Below are 18,955 nucleotides of genomic sequence, written 5' to 3'. Positions count from 1 at the left end.
ATATGCTTACAATGCGCGAACTTGCACTTCCTGTTTTTATGCGACGTCTTTACCTTTTGCATAGCCGGTCCTTTTTAATGGGATCTTACGCTATTTTTAAATGCTCTTTCGCCCGCCGTAATTTCCGGGAAAAGTCGCTCTTCTTGAACTGCGAGACCCACCCTCGCATAATAAGCCAGCCGCCGAAACGGATCAGGTGATTGCGCCAGGGCCGATACCATCTTCTCCAGCCCGATTTAATATTATGCAGGAAGAAGATCAAGCCGGGAAAAGAAAGTATGTTCAGGGCTATCATAAACACATATCTGAACTGATAAAACTTGCCCATGATCTTTTTTGTGGAGGCCTGCATCTCTTCGGCGCTCAGGGGCGCGTCCGGCTCGAACAGAGGAAAGTTGCCGTCATAATATTCCCAGCCCACGTCTTCCTTCGGATAAACCCGGTTCTGTTTCTCCAGCCGGCGCCTTAATTCTGTCCCGGGTATTGGGCCGGGCAGTAAGATCTGTATGGTATCGATCTTGGCCTTCCTGATAAAATTCCTGAAATGCCTTATGCGTTCCGCGGCGCCCATCTTGAAATCCGCGCCTTCTTTCAAGGGGTATCCGAAGATGAACATGCCGTGCACCAGGAACCCGAATTTATGAAATACCCTGGCAAGGGAGACCATCTCTTCGGGCTTTATGCGCTTATTCATCGCCTTAAGTTCGCCTTCGATCGGCGACTCAAAGCCGATGGCTGTCGTGTTAATGCCTGCCTGGCGCATAGCGGAAAGCAGTTCTGTGTCTTTGGCCTTATCCAGCCGTATCTGGACTGCCAGGTCCAGCCGCTTGCCTACGCGTTTTTGATAATCCCTGAGCATGTTGCAGAACCTTATCGTCTCATCCCGCTGCTGCCCGAAGAGGTCGTCAACTATCATAAAATGCCGCGCGTCATGCGTTTCTAAAAGGCTGCTGATGCTTTCCAGCAGCCGTTCGGGAGACGCGTGCCTCGGCGCGCCCTTGACGGCGCAGAACTCGCAATCCATTCCGCAGCCCCGTATCCTTCCCACGGGATACATTTTGATCCTGGCGTATCGCACCAATGAGAAATCCGGTAAAGGCAGGCTATCAAAATCACACAAGGGCTCTCTCTCCGGAGTACAAACAACCTTTCCGTCTTGCAAATAGGCAATGCCCTTCACCTCATCTATGCCGCGCCCGCCCTGTAGGGCCGATAAAAGCTCTTTAATGGTCTCTTCGCCTTCGCCTCTGACCACATAATCAACGGAGGAACTTAACGCCTCGGCTATGTTATCTTCCACAAAATGCTGCCCTCCGGCAATGGTCACGATCCCTTTATCCTTATAAAATCCGGCTATTTTATACAGCCGCGGTATGGTACTGGTCAGTCCGCCATAGAGCCCGACTACATCCGCGGGCCGCAGGTTTTGCAGAAATTCATGGTCTGCCCCGCCTGAATCGCCGGCAGGCCCGTATTTGCGAAGGTTATTCTCATCAATAACCTCAACATCCCATTTTTCCATTCCGTTCACAACGCTGGCTACGCATACCGGACCCAGGGCTGTAGTCCCCTTGGCAATGCGGGAATAGATATTAAACGCCGGGTAAGCAGGCACCACGATCCTGAGCCTGTATCTTTTCTTCTTTGTATCAAACATAACGGATTTTGGTCTAGGAAGCGGCGGTTATCTGTATGTTGATGGCGCGCGGCCCCTTTGGGGAATTCTCAACTTCAAAGTCAACTGCCTGGCCTTCGCTCAGGGAATCAAAGCTGGCGCCGCCCATAAGGCCGCTTTGATGAAAGAACACCTCTCTTCCGTCCGTATCGCTGATAAAACCAAACCCTCTCTCGCGCACCACTTTCTTGATCTTTCCACTATGCATTATACATCCTCCTTTTCCCGGCTTTTATACCGAGATAGCTATTTTATCCCTCTGTCAACGTAGTGCAGGGTATGTTTCAAAGGATATTGTAGCACTATTTAAGGAATAATAACAGCGATTTTATTATATTAAGACAAGGCGGGGAATTCCTATTTTATACCGCTTCCATTGTGGAAGGCGGCTTGGCGGCGATATTGTAGGTAACGCTGACAACTCCCGGCACCTCTCTGACGATCCTCTGCGCTAATTTCTCTAACACGCTGAAAGGCAGCCGCGTCGGCCGTGCCTGGCGCGCGTCAATGCTGTCCCAGCAGCGTATCTCTATCTGCCGGCCGAACTCTCTTTTATTATCGCGCGTGCCGGTAACGCGGTCGTTATGCAGTATGGCCATGTATTGGAATGCCTTCACCGAAGACAATTCTTCTTCCAAAATAGAAGTGGCCTTACGCGCCAAGGCGATCCTCTCGCGCGTGGCCTCTCCGATGACGCGCGCGGAAAGCGCCGGCCCGGGGAACGGCATACGGTTGTAAATAGATGGGGGCAGCCCCAGTGATTCGGCGACCTTGCGCACGCCGTCTTTGCGCAGCTGAACCAGCGGTTCAATGATCTTGTATCCGAATGCCTCCTGCGGGTCAATGCCCAGCTGTTCAAAGACATTGTGCTGGCGCTTGATGCCGGCGACCGTCTCGTCTATATCCGTCAAGATGGTCCCCTGTAAAAGATGCCTTGCCCCGCTTTTCTTCACTAAATTGCCGAAAACCTTCTTATAAAATGTCTGGGTGATCGCCTCGCGCTTATCCTCGGGATCGCTGATGCCTTTAAGCGCGCTAAAAAAATCATCCTGAGCGTCCACTACCTCCACATTAACCCCCAGTTTTTTGAATATGGAGGCGATCTGCTGCGGCTCGCCTTCGCGCATGATACCGTTATCAATAAAATAGGTCTTTAACTTTTCGCCGAGCGCCTTATGCCCGAGCATGGTTACCGCCGCGGAATCCACCCCTCCGGAAAGGGCGTTAATGGCGACACCGCTGCCCACGGCCCGCGCGATCTCCGCGGCCTTTTCTTTAATAAATCCCTTTGTGTCAAGCTCATTCGCGGTGATTTCTTTTACCTGCGGCATTATCGGCCTCCTTATCTTTTTACGCTTGCCTTCTGCGCTTCTTTCAACATCTGGTGGTATTCCTGCAGCGATCTCGGCTGGTCCTGGCCCTTTCTCACCGACCCGATCCCGTCCACGGTTGCCCGGGCAGCTGCCATAGTTGTCACATAGGGGATCTTATACTGGATGGCCAGAGTGCGGATATAGCTGTCGTCGTAGGCGCTGGTCCTGCCCGCGGGAGTGTTTATGATCAGGTTTATCTCTTTGTTTTTGACCGCGTCGGCTATATTCGGCCTGCCTTCATGCAGTTTCTTGATAAAGCTTGACTCAACGCCGTTCTCTTTCAGAAAACGGTGCGTATTTTCCGTGGCAAGGATCTTAAACGACATGCGCGAAAGGTTTAAGGCGATAGGCAAGAGCTCCCGCTTGGCCGCGTCCGTTACCGTGATCAATACCGTGCCTTCCGTGGGCAGTTTTGTGCCCGCTGATTCCTGCGCCTTAAAAAAGGCCGTGCCGAAATCCTGGCCGATACCCATAACCTCTCCGGTCGCGCGCATCTCAGGCCCGAGCACAGGGTCAACCTCCGGGAACATATTAAACGGAAATACCGCCTCTTTTACCGAGACATAGGGGATCTTCCGGTGCCGCAGTTGGGGAAAATCGCCGATCTTCCTGCCCAGCATTAAAAGCGTGGCGATACGCGCCAGCGGTATGCCGACGGTTTTGGAAACCAGAGGCACTGTGCGCGAGGCGCGCGGGTTCGCCTCAAGTATATAGACCTTATCCTCGCAAATGGCGAACTGGATATTGATCAGGCCGGACACCTTCAATTCCCCGGCGATCTTCTCCGTCCATATACTGATCGTTTCTAAATGTTCTTTCTTTATGGTCCGCGGCGGAATGGTGCAGGCGGAATCTCCGGAATGGATCCCCGCGTGCTCAATGTGCTCCATCACTGCCGCTACGAATGTCTCATTTCCGTCGGAAAGCGCGTCCACTTCGCACTCAACGGCGTTCTCCAGGAAGCGGTCAATGAGCATGGGGTATTCGGGGCTTACCTGGATCGCCTCTTTGGCGTATTTGACCAGCATCTGTTCATCATAGATCACTTCCATGCCGCGCCCGCCCAGAACAAACGACGGCCTGACCATCACCGGATACCCGACGCGCCTCGCGATCGCTACCGCCTCTTCCAGGGAAAACGCTGTCGCGCCTTCGGTCTGGCGGATGCCCAATTCGATCATCTTCCGCCTGAAGAGCTCCCTGTCCTCGGCAAAGGATATCGCTTCGGTGCTCGTGCCCAGTATCCTGACTCCGTTCTGCTCAAGTTCTGCCGCGATATTAAGCGGGGTCTGCCCTCCAAACTGCACGATCGCGCCGACGGGCTTTTCCTTTTCCCAGACAGCCAGGACATCCTCCACCGTCAACGGCTCAAAATAAAGCTTATCGGAAGTATCATAATCGGTAGAGACCGTTTCCGGGTTGCAGTTAATCATGACCGACTCAAAACCCTCATCCCGCAGCGCGAACGCCGCGTGCACGCAGGTATAATCAAACTCAATACCCTGCCCTATACGATTGGGCCCGCCTCCCAGGATAAGCACCTTCTTTTTGCCGGAAACCGGCACCAGGTCCTTACCGGGGGTATAAGTAGAATAATAATAGGCGGCATCCTTTACGCCGCTGACAGGCACCGGCTCAAAACGGGCGTTGCCGAGCAGTTTTTTTCTGCGGCCGCGCACATCAGATTCCTTTACCTTGAATATCCCTGCAAGGTACTTATCGCTGAAACCCCATTCTTTGGCCTTTCTCAAATTGGCGTCAGAGCATTTCTCCCAGCCGCGCTTAAGCAGCCCTTCCTCAAATTCCACCATCTCCTTCATCTCTTTGATAAACCAGCTGCCTATATAGGTAAGGTTGTGGAGCTCATCCACGCTAATGCCTTTGCGCAGCGCCTCGTACATCAGGAAGACGCGTTGGCTGGAGGGAAAGGCCAGCCGTAATTTCAGTTCTTCAAGCGGCAGATCGTGAAGATCCCCGATAAACCCCAATCCGTACCTGCCTGTCTCAAGGGAACGTATGGACTTTTGAAACGCCTCTTTAAACGTCTTGGCGATGCTCATCACCTCTCCCACTGCCTTCATCTGCGTGCCAAGGATATCTTTGGCCTGGCGGAACTTCTCAAACGTCCAGCGGGCGAACTTGATGACTACGTATTCACCCCACGGCTCATATTTTTCCAGCGTCGCTTTTCTCCAATAAGGGATCTCATCAAGGGTAATGCCGGCAGCCAATTTGGTGGAGATCCTGGCAATGGGAAAGCCGGTAGCCTTGGAAGCAAGCGCTGAGGAACGGGACGTGCGCGGGTTGATCTCAATGGCCACCAGCCGGCCGTCTTCCGGGTTATGCGCGAACTGGATATTCGTGCCGCCCACGACTCCGATGGCCTCGACTATCTTATAGGAAAGATCCTGCATCCTTTTTTGCAGGCCCTGGGGCACAGTCAACATCGGCGCGGCGCAAAAACTGTCTCCGGTATGCACGCCCATGGCGTCAATGTTCTCAATGAAACATACGGTGATCTTCTGATTTTTTTCATCGCGCACGACTTCCAATTCCAGCTCTTCCCAGCCGATAACCGCTTCCTCGATCAAAACCTGATGGATCGGGCTCGCGCTTAACCCGCGGTTGACCAGGAAGTCAAGGTCTTCATTATTATAAGCGATCCCGCCGCCTGTCCCACCGAGCGTATATGCCGGCCGGATCACTACCGGGTAACCTAACCGCCCGGCGACCTTTAACGCCTCTTCAAATGAAACGCAGATCTCTGACCGCGGCACCGGGATACCCAGTTTCTTCATGGTGCCCTTGAACGCCTCGCGGTCTTCTCCGCGCTCTATCGCGTCCGCCTGGACCCCGATTATCTTTACTTTGTATTTATCCAACACCCCTGCCTTATGCAAGGCCGAGGCCAGATTCAAACCCGTCTGGCCTCCCAGGTTCGGCAGGAGCGCGTCCGGCCTCTCCCTGGCAATGATCCTGGCCAGGCTTTCCACCGTCAACGGCTCAATATAGGTGCGCTCGGCCATGCCCGGGTCAGTCATGATCGTCGCGGGATTGGAGTTCACCAGCACGATCTCGTAACCTTCTTCGCGCAAGGCCTTGCAGGCCTGGGTGCCGGAATAATCAAACTCGCAGGCCTGGCCGATAATGATGGGGCCGGACCCTACGATCAATACTTTTCTAATATCTTTTCTTCCTGGCATATCGGATCTTTTCCTGCTTTCGGCTGCGGGCATTCTCCGGTCCAGCAATACAGGCAAAGCCTCTCTTTGGGTAAACCGATCGCCTTTACCATGTCGTCTATGGTCTGATATCTCAAGGTGGTCAACGACAACTCCCTGGCGATCCAGTCCACCATCTTTTTATATTTATCGCTGGTGTGGTCAATGTATTCCGATACATCTTCAATGTCGCTGCCTTCCAAAGCCCTTATGGCCCGGCGCGCCGCAAGCTCATTGATACTGCGCGTAGAAAGGCAGAACTTACAGGGATGCATCAACGGAGGGCAGGCAGGCCGCACATGCACCTCTTTAGCCCCGCACTCCCATAATTTCTTGACCGTACAATTCTTCAACTGCGTCCCCCTGACTATTGAGTCCTCGCAAACAACGATCCTGTTGCCTTCAATTATTTCTCTGTTGGGGATCAATTTCATTGTGGCGATCAGATCGCGCACCTCCTGCGAAGGCGGGGTATAGCTCCTGCCGTAACCGGGAGTATATTTGACCAAAGGCCGCCTGTACGGCTTTTTGGATTCCATCGCGTATCCGATGGCATGGGCGATGCCTGAATCAGGGACGCCCGAAACAACATCCACCTCAATATCGTTATCGCGTTCAGCCAGAAACCTGCCGCATCTTTCCCTTGCCGCCTCGACATTTATGCCTTCGTAACTTGAGGCGGGAAAACCGGTATAGATCCACAAGAATGCGCAGATCTGGCTCCTGCTGCCGCCCGGCTTCCGCTGGGCCAGGCCGTCCTCATTAAGCAAAATGATCTCGCCCGGCAGAAGGAACTTTTCTATGGAAAACCCTGTATTGAGAAAGGCGGCCGTCTCTGCTGTCACTGCCCAGGAATCGCCTCTCTTGCCCAGGACCAACGGAGTGTAACCCCATCTATCCCGCGCCGCGTAAAGGCCGTCTTTATTAAGCAGCAATAACGAACAGGAGCCTTCTATTGCCTCAAACATCCTTTCTATCCCGTCAACAATATCCCGCCCCTGGTTTATCAATTTCGCGATAAGCTCAACGGAATTAACGCTTCCCTTGCTCATCTCGCTAAAGGACACCCCTTTGGCCAATAGATCCCGCACCAGCTCTTCTTTATTATCTATCATGCCGGCCATAACGATGCAAAACGGGCCGAATTTAGAATTCAGATATATGGGCTGCTCATCCGAATCGCTTATGGCCCCGATGCCTTTATTGCCATGCATATGTTTATAATCTTCGTACAACTTTGACTTGAACTGGCTCTGTGAAATATTATGGATATGGCGGCTGAACCCATCGCCCAGTATTGCCATGCCGCCGTACTCCGTCCCCAGATGCGTATGATAATCCGTGCCGTAAAACAAGGTTTGCGCGCAATCATTCTTGGAAATAACCCCGAATATACCGCTCATGGCAAGGCCTCCTTAAACCCCTTCTAACTTCTCCATCGGTTCTCCGCAGCAGACGAGTTCTCCGCCGCCCGCCTTTGTCACCACTACTTCATTGCCGCAGACATTGCACCTGTATTTCTCACCCGTTTTTTCCACTGCCATTTTTTACCCCCATTTTTTATTCTCCCGCGAATTGCAGGACTATCTTCCTCTGCCGCGGCTTATGGTCAAACTCCGCCAGGACCACCTGCTGCCAGGTGCCCAATATAAGCCTGCCAGAAACAAAAGGGACCGTCAAAGACGGCCCCTGCAATGCCGCGCGCAAATGGCTGAAACCATTGGCGTCGCCCCAGGCCTCATCATGGGCGTAAGTTTTACCGGACGGCACAAGCCGTTCATATAACTCTTTCAGATCGGAGATCAAACCGGGTTCATATTCAAGTGTAGTTATAGCCGCGGTTGAGCCGATCACAAAGACCGTGACATTGCCTTCCTTAAGGCCGCTGTCCCCTAAATTATCCTGGATCCGGGCAGTGATGTCTATCAGGTCCCCCGCGCCTTTTGTCTTAAGATTGAGGTGCTTGGTAATTATCGTCATTAACGCGCCCTGGCCACTATTTAAGCTGTTTGTTCAACTGGTACATGATCCCTGAGGCTGTCTCGGGCTGAGGAAACCCTAATTTGCGCGCGGAAATAGTGACCTCGGTTGATCTTTCCGAAAGCTTCTTCAACTTAAAAGTTACCCGCGCCCCGTTAACCTCCGCGCTTATGATCCCGCCGGCCTTATCTTCTTTTATGATATTCCCCGCCATTTTGACTGCCCGCAATCCGGCATCGTAGGCCCTGTCCATTGTAACGCTGAAGATCTCCTGAACGTGGTCCTTGCCGGCAAAGGCAAACGCGGCCGCGACCGGCAAAGCCGCCGCTCCGGTAAGCATGGAAGCCCCGTAGGTTTTAAGCCCCTGGATACCCGCCGCCTTTAGCGGCTCCGATATCATCAAGGCGGCAAGCTGCTGCGCGCTGTTAATATCCTTATAGGTCTTATTTAAATTAATATCATAAACCTTGACAACCGGCTGGCCCTCCACGCTGTAATCCCGGCTCACCACCCTGCCCATACCTAAACTTACGGTGTCTATCCGCATGGCCAGCTGCCTGCCCGGCTTCTTTTTCTCTTTTTCCGCGGGTTTTGCCTCGGCTATTTTTAATGAATCAACGTTCAGCTTACCCTCTTTATTCTTCACCACGCCTATCTCTTTAATTTGCAAGTCCAGATTCCTGATATGGATCTTGCCGAATATGAGCGCCCACAAATTGCAGGCAACGCCCATCCTTGGTATATCAACAAGTATCTCCTCAGGAAAACCCTCGGGATTATACATCCTGAAGTTAGATATTTTGACCGACTGCGTTATTACGCTTAGCGAAAGGCCGCCTACCCGGGTGGGGGCGCCGGTAACGCTGCTTGCTATGGTGCCGATCAACGACTTGATGAAAAAGTCCCTGACCAGGCAAAATCCAAAAAGGAAAACAACCGCCAGGATCGCAATCCTGATCTTCTTCCGCATTCTACCCTCCTTTGTTAGGTCAAACCACCCCTTGGGCTATCATGGCGTCGGCCACCTTGACAAACCCGGCAATATTGGCGCCTTTTACGTAATCAACATAGCCGCCTTCCTTGCCGTAGCGAACGCAATTTTCGTGAATAGATATCATTATGTCGTGGAGCCTCCTGTCAACTTCTTCGCGCGGCCACGACAGCCTCATGCTGTTCTGGGTCATTTCAAGTCCGGACGTAGCCACGCCTCCGGCATTCGCCGCCTTTCCGGGGGCATATAATATCCGGGCCTTCTGGAACACGCTTATCCCTTCAGGGGTCGTAGGCATATTAGCGCCTTCACCTACCGCTATGCAACCATTCTTCGCGAGCGACCTGGCGTCTTCGCCGGAGATCTCGTTCTGGGTCGCCGAAGGAAAGGCTATATCGCACTCTACCTGCCAGGGCCTCTGCTTCTCAAAATACTTGCACTTGAATTCCCTGGCGCATTCTTTTATGCGGCCGCGGCGGTTGTTTTTCAGGTCGAACACGCACTTCAATTCCTTATGGTCAATGCCCCCCTCGTCATATATAAACCCGTCCGAATCCGACATAGTGACGACCTTGGCGCCAAGCTGCAATAATTTCTCTACCGTATATTGGGCGACGTTGCCTGAACCGGACACCGCGCACACCTTGCCCTTGAGCGATTCCCCCTTTGTCTTTAACATCTCCTCAACAAAATAAACGCAGCCGTAACCGGTGGCCTCCGGCCGTATAAGGCTGCCGCCCCAGCATAAACCTTTACCGGTCAGGACGCCGGTGAATTCATTCCTTAATTTCTTATATTGGCCGAACATATAGCCGATCTCGCGGCCGCCAACGCCGATGTCTCCGGCCGGGACATCGGTATCAGGGCCGATATGCCTGAAAAGCTCGCTCATGAAACTCTGGCAGAACCTCATCGCCTCGTTATCCGACTTGCCCTTCGGGTCAAAATCAGAACCGCCCTTCGCGCCGCCCATGGGAAGCGTGGTCAGGCTGTTCTTTAAGACCTGCTCAAAGGCGAGGAACTTGAGAATGCTCAAGTTTACGCTGGGGTGAAACCGTATGCCCCCCTTATAGGGGCCTATGGCGCTGTTCATTTCAATACGATAGCCCCTGTTGATCCGGATATCTCCCCTGTCATCTATCCACGGCACGCGGAAGATTATGGCCCTCTCCGGCTCCACCATTCTTTCAATGATCTTGGCGTCTCTATACCTGGGGTTCTTTTCCATAAAAGAGGCCAACGATTCCACCACCTCTCTTACGGCCTGATGGAACTCCGGCTCGCCCTGATTCTTGCTTATAACATCATCCATAATTTCTTTAATAATGCCGCTTTTCATGCCCTTCTCCTTTCTAATCTGCTTTTCTGCCCAGATGATCAATGATGGCGCCGGCGGCCTTTTTAGCCATACCCATCGCCTCAATAACAGTCCCCTCTCCTCCCACGATATCGCCTCCGGCGAAAACACCCTTGATAGAGGTCTGCATGGTCTCAGGATCGACTATTACATCGCCGTATTTATCGGTCTTCAGCCGCGGCGTAACGCCGGTAAGTATTTTGTTGGCGCCTAATCCCACGGCTATTACCGCCATGTCGCAGCCGATCTCAAAAGAACTCCCGGGGATAACCACGGGCCTGCGCCTCCCGCCGGCGTCGGGTTCGCCAAGCTCACACCGCGAGGCGCGCATCTTTTTCACAAAGCCCTTTTCATCGCCCATAAACTCCTCCGGCTTCACCAGCATCCGGAACTTAACGCCCTCTTCCCTGGCGTGCTCTATTTCCAGCCGGCGCGCCGGCATTTCTATCTCAGTGCGCCTGTATGCTATCGTTGTATCCGGCTCGATCCCGTTCATATGCTGCAGCCTTATGGCAACGCGCGCCGCGTCCATCGCGGTATTGCCGCCGCCGATAATTACTATATGCCTGCCTATATTGACCGGCGTATGATACGCGGGATATTTATGCGCGGACATCAGATTTACCCTGGTGAGAAATTCATTCGCCGAATAGATATTGCAGAGATTTTCACCGGGTATCCCTAAAAATGACGGTATGCCGGCCCCCAGGCCGAGGAATATGGCGGAAAACCCTTCGGCGAAAAGCTCGTCAACCGCCTTTACCCTGCCTATAATGGTATTCGTCCTGATCTCAACGCCGAGTTTTTTCAGAGAGTCGATCTCAAGGTCCAGGATATCCCTGGGAAGCCTGAAAGGAGGGATGCCGTAGCGCAAGACACCGCCTGTTTTATGCAGCCCTTCGAAGACCACGACCTTAATGCCGCGCCGCGCCAGTTCTCCGGCGCAGCACAATCCTGCCGGGCCTGACCCGACAACGGCCACCTTAACCCGGGAGAGAGCATCATCGCCGGCCGCCTTTACCCGCAGCGCCTTACCGGCCCCGTAATCTCCGATAAACCTCTCAAGAAAATGAATGCCGATGGCCTCGCGGGACGCGAAGGGCTCTCCTTTTTTAGTAAAGACGCACGCCTTACGGCACTGATATTCGGCAGGGCAGACCCTTCCGCATATAGACGGAAAATTGTTCTTCCGGCGTATAGTAAAATATGCCCCGTCATAATCTTTCTTCGCCATCTGGCCTATGAATGTCTTGATGTCGATCCCCACCGGACAGCCCGAGACGCATTTCGGCTCCTTGCACTGGATACACCGCGCCGCCTCTCGCAGGGCCTCTGCCTCAGAGAAAACCTGAACAACCTCTTCAAAATCCCTGACCCTGGCGGCGCTGTCTCTCTCTTTTGCCTTGACCGGTTCTTTTTTCATCGCGCTTTTACCCCGCGTTTCTAAGGCGGCAAATATGTTTCTCTTTTTCGTTATATATACTGTTGCGGCTTGATAACTCCTGCCAATCAACCTGTCCGGCGTCAAACTCCGGCCCGTCAACGCAGCTGAACTTGACCTTCCCGCCCACGCTCACCCTGCAGCAGCCGCACATGCCCGTGCCGTCAACCATCAGAGCGTTAAGCGAGGCCAAGGTAAAGACCCCAAAAGGCCTTGTCACCCCGGAAACGGCCTTCATCATCGGTATGGGGCCCACGGCATAGACCAGGCCATATTTTGACCTCTCAAGGAGCTCTTTGAGCGCTTCTGTCACAAATCCTTTGCGGCCATAGGAGCCATCGTCGGTCATTACAATGCAATCATCAGCGGCCGCCTTTAACTCGCGCTCAAGGATCAACAGTCCTTTCGCGCGCGAACCGATTATCACCGTCACATGGTTGCCGGCGCCTTTCAGCGCCTTAGCTACAGGGTAGATCTCGGCTATGCCCACGCCGCCGCCGACAAGGATGGCCTTCCCATAGTTCTTGATCACAGTGGGATGCCCCAACGGGCCCACGATCGAATAGAGAGAATCCCCTGCCTTGGCCCCGGCCAACAACTTTGTAGTCAACCCCGCTTCCTGCACAATGAGTGTTACGGTGCCTTTCCCGGGGTCTGCCTCTACAATAGTCAAGGGTATCCTCTCTCCCTCTTCCTTCACCATAAGAACGACGAATTGCCCTGCCTTTGCCTTCGCGGCGATAGCCGGCGATTGAATGACGAGCTTTACGATGCTTACCCCTTGACTGTCTGCCAGGACTTCCCTGCTTGTTATCTTCATACCGCCTCTTTTTTATGCTGTCAGTGCCTATTTTCCAGGCACTTAAACAGCACTTGGACAAATAACAAAAAAGACATCCCTGGAACCTGCATGCGGACGTCTTTGTCTCATACCTTTTAGCTGTATTACGTTATAAATTCGGATAGATTCTAATTTATATCTGTTTTGCCCGCCTGTCAATATTTATTTTGTCCGCTTGTTTCCAAAGAGAGAAAAAGGGCCCTCTTAAGTTGCACTAAGAGAGCCCTTCTTCCTTACCCCTTCTTTCTAACGGCCTTCGTTCTTGCGCTTTGAATAACAATCCTTGCAGTATATCGGACGATCATCCCTGGGTTTAAACGGAACTTCGCACTCTTTCTTGCACTCCGAACAAATTGCCTTGTGCATCTCCCGCGGCCCGCCGAATCCACCGCCACCACCTTGATACCCCATGTTTCCTCCTTGTCCACAAAGACAACACCCGCGCGATTTTCCCGCGAGGGAACACTGGCGCGATTCCAATAAGCGCCAGGTACATACATAAGCGCGGGGTGTCTTTTATTTATGCTAATGATTTAGCATTGTTTTATAATTATAGGGGGTTTTTAGCGATATTGCAAGTATTTCTTTACTCTAAAGCGGGCTGGCCATCGGGTTGCTGCCCGGGCTCAGGCGCGTCCTTCATCGCCTTCTTCTCCAGCTTTCTTTGCTTCTTTGCCTCCGCCTTCTTTTTCCTGGCCAATTCTTTCTGGTACTTTTTATATGAATAATTATCTCTCGCCAACATATCCTCCTTGTATCTTACCCCATCCTTTAATTTTCATTTGCCTGTAATTATACCACAAAATTTCAACGATGCGCGTTTTTGTTTAGCGGCCCTTCCTTTTGCGCCACCGCATCGGATTGTCGTGATGTATTTTCCGCGGCTTAGCCTCTTCCCGCGTTCCGGATAACCCCAGCCGTTTCATATAGCTGCGCGCGCGCCTGCCGCCCTTGTATGCCCCCGGCTGCCCAGAAGGGCGCGCTCGCCTATCCTTTAAGGCGAGGTGCTGCCCATGGGCCTCTGTTTTAGCGCGCGACGCTTCTACATTAATGACCCTGCCCATGAATTCCCTGCCGTTAAGAGCGGCTATCGCGGCCAGCGCCTGCTGCTCATCGGGCATCCGGACAAAACCAAACCCTCTTGACTTAGGCGCCTTTTTCTCATCGCGCGTCACGATCGACACGGAAGCCACATTCCCGAAACCTTCAAAGAGCTTATGTATGTCGCCCTGAGCGGCGTCAAAGGACAGATTACCCACAAAAATATCCATTTTGGCCTGTCAGGTTTTTTTCTTAGATTTTCTTTTTGGCCTGAACACCGGGCATAGATCTTCCGCGAACGGAGATACTTTTCCGTTTTCGTAGGGGAATTCTTTGCAGTAGGATGGCTTCAGATTATAATCGATCTTGTGAATGGCGCACAGGCCTTCCGGAGTAAGGAAAGAACAGCGATTGTTTTCACAGCTCGTTCCTACTCTATATCCGGAAGGAAAATTTTCATCCTTCTCAAAATGATAAAAGTCCCCTTTTAATCCGAGGGATATCAGTTTTTTAGCATCTTCCAGATCTACCCACGCCCCAAAATCACAGCAAGCGCTCTTCCCTTTGCATTTCAGGCAATCAACCTTCTTCATCAGCCACCCCTACCTTCCTTCCCGGTCCTATTTTTCCTTTTTATTCAAGATCTCCCTGCATTTTAAACACACTATCACTCGTTCCCTTTTTTCTTTTATGACCGTAAACGTCCTTACCAGATAATTGTGCGCCAGTTTCTCCCCGCACCTCATACAACTGTTCATTTTAGCTCTCCTTTTATGCCATTCCTGCTGCTTCATTTAACTATCTGAAATTGTAATGCTTTTTTACCGGCTTTTTTATATCCCAAGCGCCGTTACACTCGGTTTATTTAACAGTCAGAAATACAACCGAAGAAATATACGCGGCGGCTAATACCAACATATTGGCCAATATAAAGCGATAATAAAGAATGCGTGATCCTTGCTGTTTTCCCCAATAAGCCATTACTTTAAGGACAAGCCAGACCCCGATCAATACCAAGTGGTTAGTTATTATTAAGAAGGGATAAACTATTAACTCCGCCAGCCCGATCAAAGCGGGAAGCCAATAATTATCTACATTCCTATCATCTTTGAACCCCCAGAACGACTCCCAATAAGATCTTTTAAAAGAATATCTTTTGCCGGACTTCTTCCTTTTACTACCCGCCTCTCCCCGCATGACCGCGTAGGCATTAAATGATGTCAGGACGAGACGGAATAGAATGGCCAAAAGAACGGCAAAAGGCAAATAGGCCATAGCGTGCGCGATATCGACAAACCTTATATCAAATACGGATACTCCGGGCTGTTGCGCGGAGCTGACATCGGTTGAATAGGAAGAGCGGGCATCCAAACCGGGTCTTCGAAGACTATATGAGATGTTTTGGCCTTCCGGGGTCAGGCAGCCGCTTAATAATACACCTATACTAAGAATAAGTATTAACAATCTCCTATCCATTTGTCAGGCCTCCTTTCGTTCTGCTGCTAACTCCGGTTTTCGCCAACGATCCTCCCTCTTGTTATTTATTATACCGCGATCAGTCCCGAATACCCAACTATTTTCTTGAATAAAAAATCCCGGCACTTATTATGTATCAAAGATTAATTTCAAATAGAACCGTCCTATATTGATGAGGCAACACGGAAAACAGAAGTTTAATACGGGAATATTTTGTGGAGTGGTGATTAACGGGAAGCGCCCGCCAGAAATCTTAATGACTTTACCTCTGACTCGCCGCCCTGCTGGTCAACGGCCTTGACCTCAAACGCGTGCGTGCCTTCCTGGAGGCTGTATTGCCTTACCAGATCCCGCTTGCTTACTCTGGGATAGGATATAGGGCCGTTCCATTCTCCGCCGTCAACGCGATAATAATACTGCACTTTATATTTGTCCTCTTTATCGCGGCCGCGCCAATAGAACGCGTGATAACGTTCGGTGAGAAAGACGATCTCAGGTACCGTATTTACAGGCGGCTGCGGCAGGTCCAGAGAGTAAATGTCCCATCCGCCGTTGCGCTCGTCCTGCCAGGCAATGGTATTTCCGGAGACAACCGGCATCTCCTGATTGAAATAATTGAATGTGATCTGGTGTTTCTGCCTGTTGGCTATATCGTATAGATAGATATTCTCATATCCGGAAGAATCCTCCGACCATACCGCGTAATCCTGTGAAATGGGCGTGTTGTAGGAAAAGTTGGAATACCTGTTGCCTTCAGCGGTCAGGCGCAGGTTCCTCTCCGTGTTAATATCATATAGATATATATCCTTGAACGCTCCCGGCGGCGTAAGCGAGCTGCCGTAACGGTAGCTCCAGATGACCCTTCCGCCGGACGCGGCCATACGCTCCACATAGCCGTTATCCTTCTCGGTGATCAATCTATCCAATCTTATGCGCCGCTCCTGGCGCTTATCCAGGTCATAGAATGAGAAAAAGTGCCGATAGTCATCATCGCTGCCTACGCGCACAAGCATAGTGCCGTCCACGACAAACATGGCGCCTGATATGCTTGAGGCGTATAAGAAATCATCCTCTATGATGGCCTTGTTCTCTCCCGAGGCGATATCATACGCGTAGATGCGGCTCGTACGCCCGTCTTCGCTTGTAAGTTTATAGAATATCGCGCCGCCCTGCAACTTTAGATCATTCGTCGGAGCCTGGATGACTTCACGCTTCTGTGTATCAATGTCATATATGTGTATGCCGCCGTCATTCTCCGGAGGCCAGGATACATTGCCCCGCCAGACCACGTATTTGCCGCTTACCTGCAGATGCGTGAGATAATCAGCGGGCGACGGATCGATAGCCCTAAACTCTCCTGTTTCCTTATCATACAGTATTATCTCGGTACCAACGCTTATGTTGCCGTCAGGGGACATCTCCTGCCTCTCCCATACGATATATCTGCCGGAAATGTCAGGATTGACATGGCGCCTGCTGCCTGAGGTCAGGCGCTCTATCCGGCCGTAGCGCTCCTTTGAAACAGGGATAACATCTTCGTAAAGCCTGCCGTCTTCAGAGGTAACCACAAGGCGGACTACGTAATAACCCGGCGCGAGTCCGCCGGTATTCCACCTGCAAAGCAGGCCCCCCTCTACTTCGTTATATATGGCGTCGGTTATGGCGTTCCACCTGTCCATTGCCGCATCCTCATAAGCATAAAAAAGCCGATAGTGTTTGAATCCATCACCGCCGGCAAAGCCGCTGATCTCAACAATGGGGCTTTCTTCGGGAGAGATGCCAAACGGCACCGCGGGACCTGTAATGCGGGCATCCAGTACGTTGTCAACCTGAAGGGCCCGGTAGGCATTGAGGCGGCCGAATCCGGTAGGCATATCAAAGCCCTTGGCCTCAACGTCATCCGCTGAAAAGCGCATGATCTGCCTTATATCCTCATTGCTCAAATCAGGATCACTTGCCAGCAGCAGCGCCGCTGCCCCCGAGACATGGGGCGCTGCCATTGATGTGCCGCTTTTATAGGCGTAGGATGGGTCTATGCCTTCCTGCGGCATCGTCCATTGCATAACCGGCACTGTGGAGATTACGTCCGTGCCGGGAGCGCATATATCCACCAGCGCTCCGTAGTTGGAGCGATAATTAACCCTATCTTCTTTATTACAATTACCCACCGTGATGGTCTCCTTCATGGCGTTGGGAAAATGATGGTTGACATTAAGCGAATCGTTCCCCGAAGAAAACACAACAACGACTCCCATACCATGGGCAAACTGAATGATCCCGCGTATAATCGGGTTCTCCGGGTCATAGAAATTCACGCCCCAGCTGTTATTGATAACATCGGCCCCGTTTGCGACTGCGTAATATATCGCGAGGGCGGTTGCAGAACTGGAAATGCCCGTCAATCTCTCATCGTACTTATTGCCGTCGACCCTAAGCGGCATGATCTGGGCTGAAGGAGCCACACCCATTACCCTTGGCCCGGAGGCGGCTATGATGCCTGCAACATGCGTGCCGTGTCCCACAAGATCGGATACATCGCCTTCCCCCACAGGATAAAATGCGCTTTCCGTATAATAATGACAGCCGTGCGCGTCATCGATACAGCCGTTAAAATCGTCGTCCATGCCGTTGTCAGGTATCTCATTATGGTTGGTCCATATGTTTGCCGCTAAATCACTATGATAAATATCCACTCCCGAGTCCACCACGGCCACAATAACGCCTTCTCCCCTTGACAGCCCCCAGGCATCATATGCCTGTATTTTCTCCAACCCCCATTGTTTATCAAAATAATTTATGTCGTCTGCTGAAGAGGCGTCCTCAACCGGGATTATGTAATCCGGCTGGGCATACTCCACGTCCGGATCGCCCCTGAGCATATCCAGCACGTCGGAGAGGTTTTCGTCCCGGCTAAACTCAAGTATATAGACCTCTGAGAGATCCGGCAGAGAAACATCATCAGGCGCGCGCTTCGCCCTGAGGGGATATGAGGATTTTATGCTTTGGATATAGGCCTTCTGGGATACGGCCTTCTTGCTTGAGCCTGTACCGGGAAGATAGGCATTAAACAGTCTTTTCGCGGTCACATCGGAACGGGCCAGGATACCCTGCCAGGGAGAAGGCGCCTGCCTGCCGGCTGACAATGCCTTGGGGACGACTCCTGATCTGGCACTCCTGCGCTGGACAATAATCCTCCCCGGCACAGCAGGCCTTTTGCCTTCCGCGTAAAGTTCTGCCCGGCCAAGACATACGGCGCAAACAGCAAATATAAAAAATCCCCACCTTATTTTTCTCAACATCGTTTCTCCCTATATTAAGAATCCTTATCAATAAAGTATATCCGATAAACGGGCTAAAAACAAGCCGGCCACAAAATAATATGAAAACGTTTTCATCTTTACGATCAAACAAAAAATCCCAGCCGAAAAGCTGGGAAATATTTATCCTGCGAATCTAGTTGTATCTGTCCTTTTGGTCCTTGGAAACCCTGTTGAAGGCATTGCGCGATTCGGCCTTTGCCTCATCCAGAACCCGTTTCTGCCCCTTAGTTAGATTTTTT

The 18,955-nt window shown here is 51.8% G+C and carries 18 protein-coding genes; all 18 read right to left on the bottom strand.

Annotation, left to right across the window (positions count from 1 at the left end):
- Window positions 1-85 precede the first annotated feature (85 nt).
- The 18 genes from PHR44_02545 to PHR44_02460 all read right to left on the bottom strand — a co-directional run bounded on the left by PHR44_02545 (window position 86) and on the right by PHR44_02460 (window position 18,695).
- Window positions 86-1,657, bottom strand: coding sequence for a radical SAM protein (locus tag PHR44_02545; protein MDD4909548.1), 1,572 nt, complete (start codon window positions 1,655-1,657; stop codon window positions 86-88).
- A gap of 13 nt (window positions 1,658-1,670) precedes the next feature.
- Window positions 1,671-1,883 carry a cold shock domain-containing protein gene (locus PHR44_02540; protein ID MDD4909547.1) on the bottom strand — a complete coding sequence of 71 codons (213 nt, stop codon included), beginning with the start codon at window positions 1,881-1,883 and terminating at the stop codon, window positions 1,671-1,673.
- Window positions 1,884-2,037: 154 nt separating this feature from the next.
- Complete coding sequence (locus tag PHR44_02535; GenBank protein ID MDD4909546.1) at window positions 2,038-3,006, bottom strand: ATP-binding protein; 969 nt, start codon at window positions 3,004-3,006, stop codon at window positions 2,038-2,040.
- A gap of 11 nt (window positions 3,007-3,017) precedes the next feature.
- Window positions 3,018-6,251, bottom strand: coding sequence for a carbamoyl-phosphate synthase large subunit (gene carB / locus PHR44_02530; GenBank protein ID MDD4909545.1), 3,234 nt, complete (start codon window positions 6,249-6,251; stop codon window positions 3,018-3,020).
- Window positions 6,218-7,672: an amidophosphoribosyltransferase gene (locus tag PHR44_02525; protein ID MDD4909544.1), complete on the bottom strand. Its 1,455-nt coding sequence runs from the start codon at window positions 7,670-7,672 to the stop codon at window positions 6,218-6,220. Before PHR44_02525 ends, carB begins: the two co-directional genes overlap by 34 nt.
- A 12-nt stretch (window positions 7,673-7,684) precedes the next feature.
- Entirely contained in the window at window positions 7,685-7,813 is a 129-nt protein-coding gene (locus PHR44_02520; GenBank protein ID MDD4909543.1) for a desulfoferrodoxin FeS4 iron-binding domain-containing protein, read from the bottom strand.
- A 16-nt stretch (window positions 7,814-7,829) separates the two neighbouring features.
- Entirely contained in the window at window positions 7,830-8,249 is a 420-nt protein-coding gene (locus PHR44_02515; protein MDD4909542.1) for a secondary thiamine-phosphate synthase enzyme YjbQ, read from the bottom strand.
- Window positions 8,250-8,265: 16 nt separating this feature from the next.
- On the bottom strand, window positions 8,266-9,219 hold the full coding sequence (locus tag PHR44_02510; GenBank protein ID MDD4909541.1) for a hypothetical protein: 954 nt from the start codon (window positions 9,217-9,219) through the stop codon (window positions 8,266-8,268).
- A gap of 19 nt (window positions 9,220-9,238) precedes the next feature.
- Window positions 9,239-10,579, bottom strand: coding sequence for an NADP-specific glutamate dehydrogenase (gdhA, locus tag PHR44_02505; protein ID MDD4909540.1), 1,341 nt, complete (start codon window positions 10,577-10,579; stop codon window positions 9,239-9,241).
- 13 nt (window positions 10,580-10,592) lie between these two features.
- Window positions 10,593-12,020, bottom strand: coding sequence for an NADPH-dependent glutamate synthase (gene gltA / locus PHR44_02500; protein MDD4909539.1), 1,428 nt, complete (start codon window positions 12,018-12,020; stop codon window positions 10,593-10,595).
- Window positions 12,021-12,027: 7 nt separating this feature from the next.
- Window positions 12,028-12,858 (bottom strand): sulfide/dihydroorotate dehydrogenase-like FAD/NAD-binding protein, encoded by an 831-nt coding sequence (locus PHR44_02495; protein ID MDD4909538.1) that lies wholly within the window; start codon window positions 12,856-12,858, stop codon window positions 12,028-12,030.
- A gap of 267 nt (window positions 12,859-13,125) precedes the next feature.
- A complete protein-coding gene (locus PHR44_02490; GenBank protein MDD4909537.1) occupies window positions 13,126-13,290 on the bottom strand; it encodes a DNA-directed RNA polymerase in 165 nt (54 codons plus the stop codon).
- Between the two features lie 175 nt (window positions 13,291-13,465).
- Window positions 13,466-13,624: a hypothetical protein gene (locus PHR44_02485; protein ID MDD4909536.1), complete on the bottom strand. Its 159-nt coding sequence runs from the start codon at window positions 13,622-13,624 to the stop codon at window positions 13,466-13,468.
- Between the two features lie 82 nt (window positions 13,625-13,706).
- Entirely contained in the window at window positions 13,707-14,150 is a 444-nt protein-coding gene (locus PHR44_02480; protein ID MDD4909535.1) for an RNA-binding protein, read from the bottom strand.
- A 9-nt stretch (window positions 14,151-14,159) separates the two neighbouring features.
- On the bottom strand, window positions 14,160-14,513 hold the full coding sequence (locus tag PHR44_02475) for a YkgJ family cysteine cluster protein (protein ID MDD4909534.1): 354 nt from the start codon (window positions 14,511-14,513) through the stop codon (window positions 14,160-14,162).
- 27 nt (window positions 14,514-14,540) lie between these two features.
- Window positions 14,541-14,714, bottom strand: coding sequence for a hypothetical protein (locus PHR44_02470; GenBank protein ID MDD4909533.1), 174 nt, complete (start codon window positions 14,712-14,714; stop codon window positions 14,541-14,543).
- 67 nt (window positions 14,715-14,781) lie between these two features.
- Window positions 14,782-15,396, bottom strand: a complete 615-nt coding sequence (locus PHR44_02465; GenBank protein ID MDD4909532.1) for a hypothetical protein — start codon at window positions 15,394-15,396, stop codon at window positions 14,782-14,784.
- Window positions 15,397-15,623: 227 nt separating this feature from the next.
- The gene (locus PHR44_02460) at window positions 15,624-18,695 is read right to left on the bottom strand and encodes a S8 family serine peptidase (GenBank protein MDD4909531.1); all 3,072 of its coding nucleotides are present in this window, start codon (window positions 18,693-18,695) and stop codon (window positions 15,624-15,626) included.
- Between the last annotated feature and the right edge of the window lie 260 nt (window positions 18,696-18,955).

This window comes from Candidatus Omnitrophota bacterium (assembly GCA_028707125.1).
GTDB lineage: Bacteria > Omnitrophota > Gorgyraeia > Gygaellales > JAQTUX01 > JAQTUX01.
The sequence above is the reverse complement of the archived record's forward strand: the minus strand, read 5'-3'. Positions and strand labels throughout refer to the sequence as shown.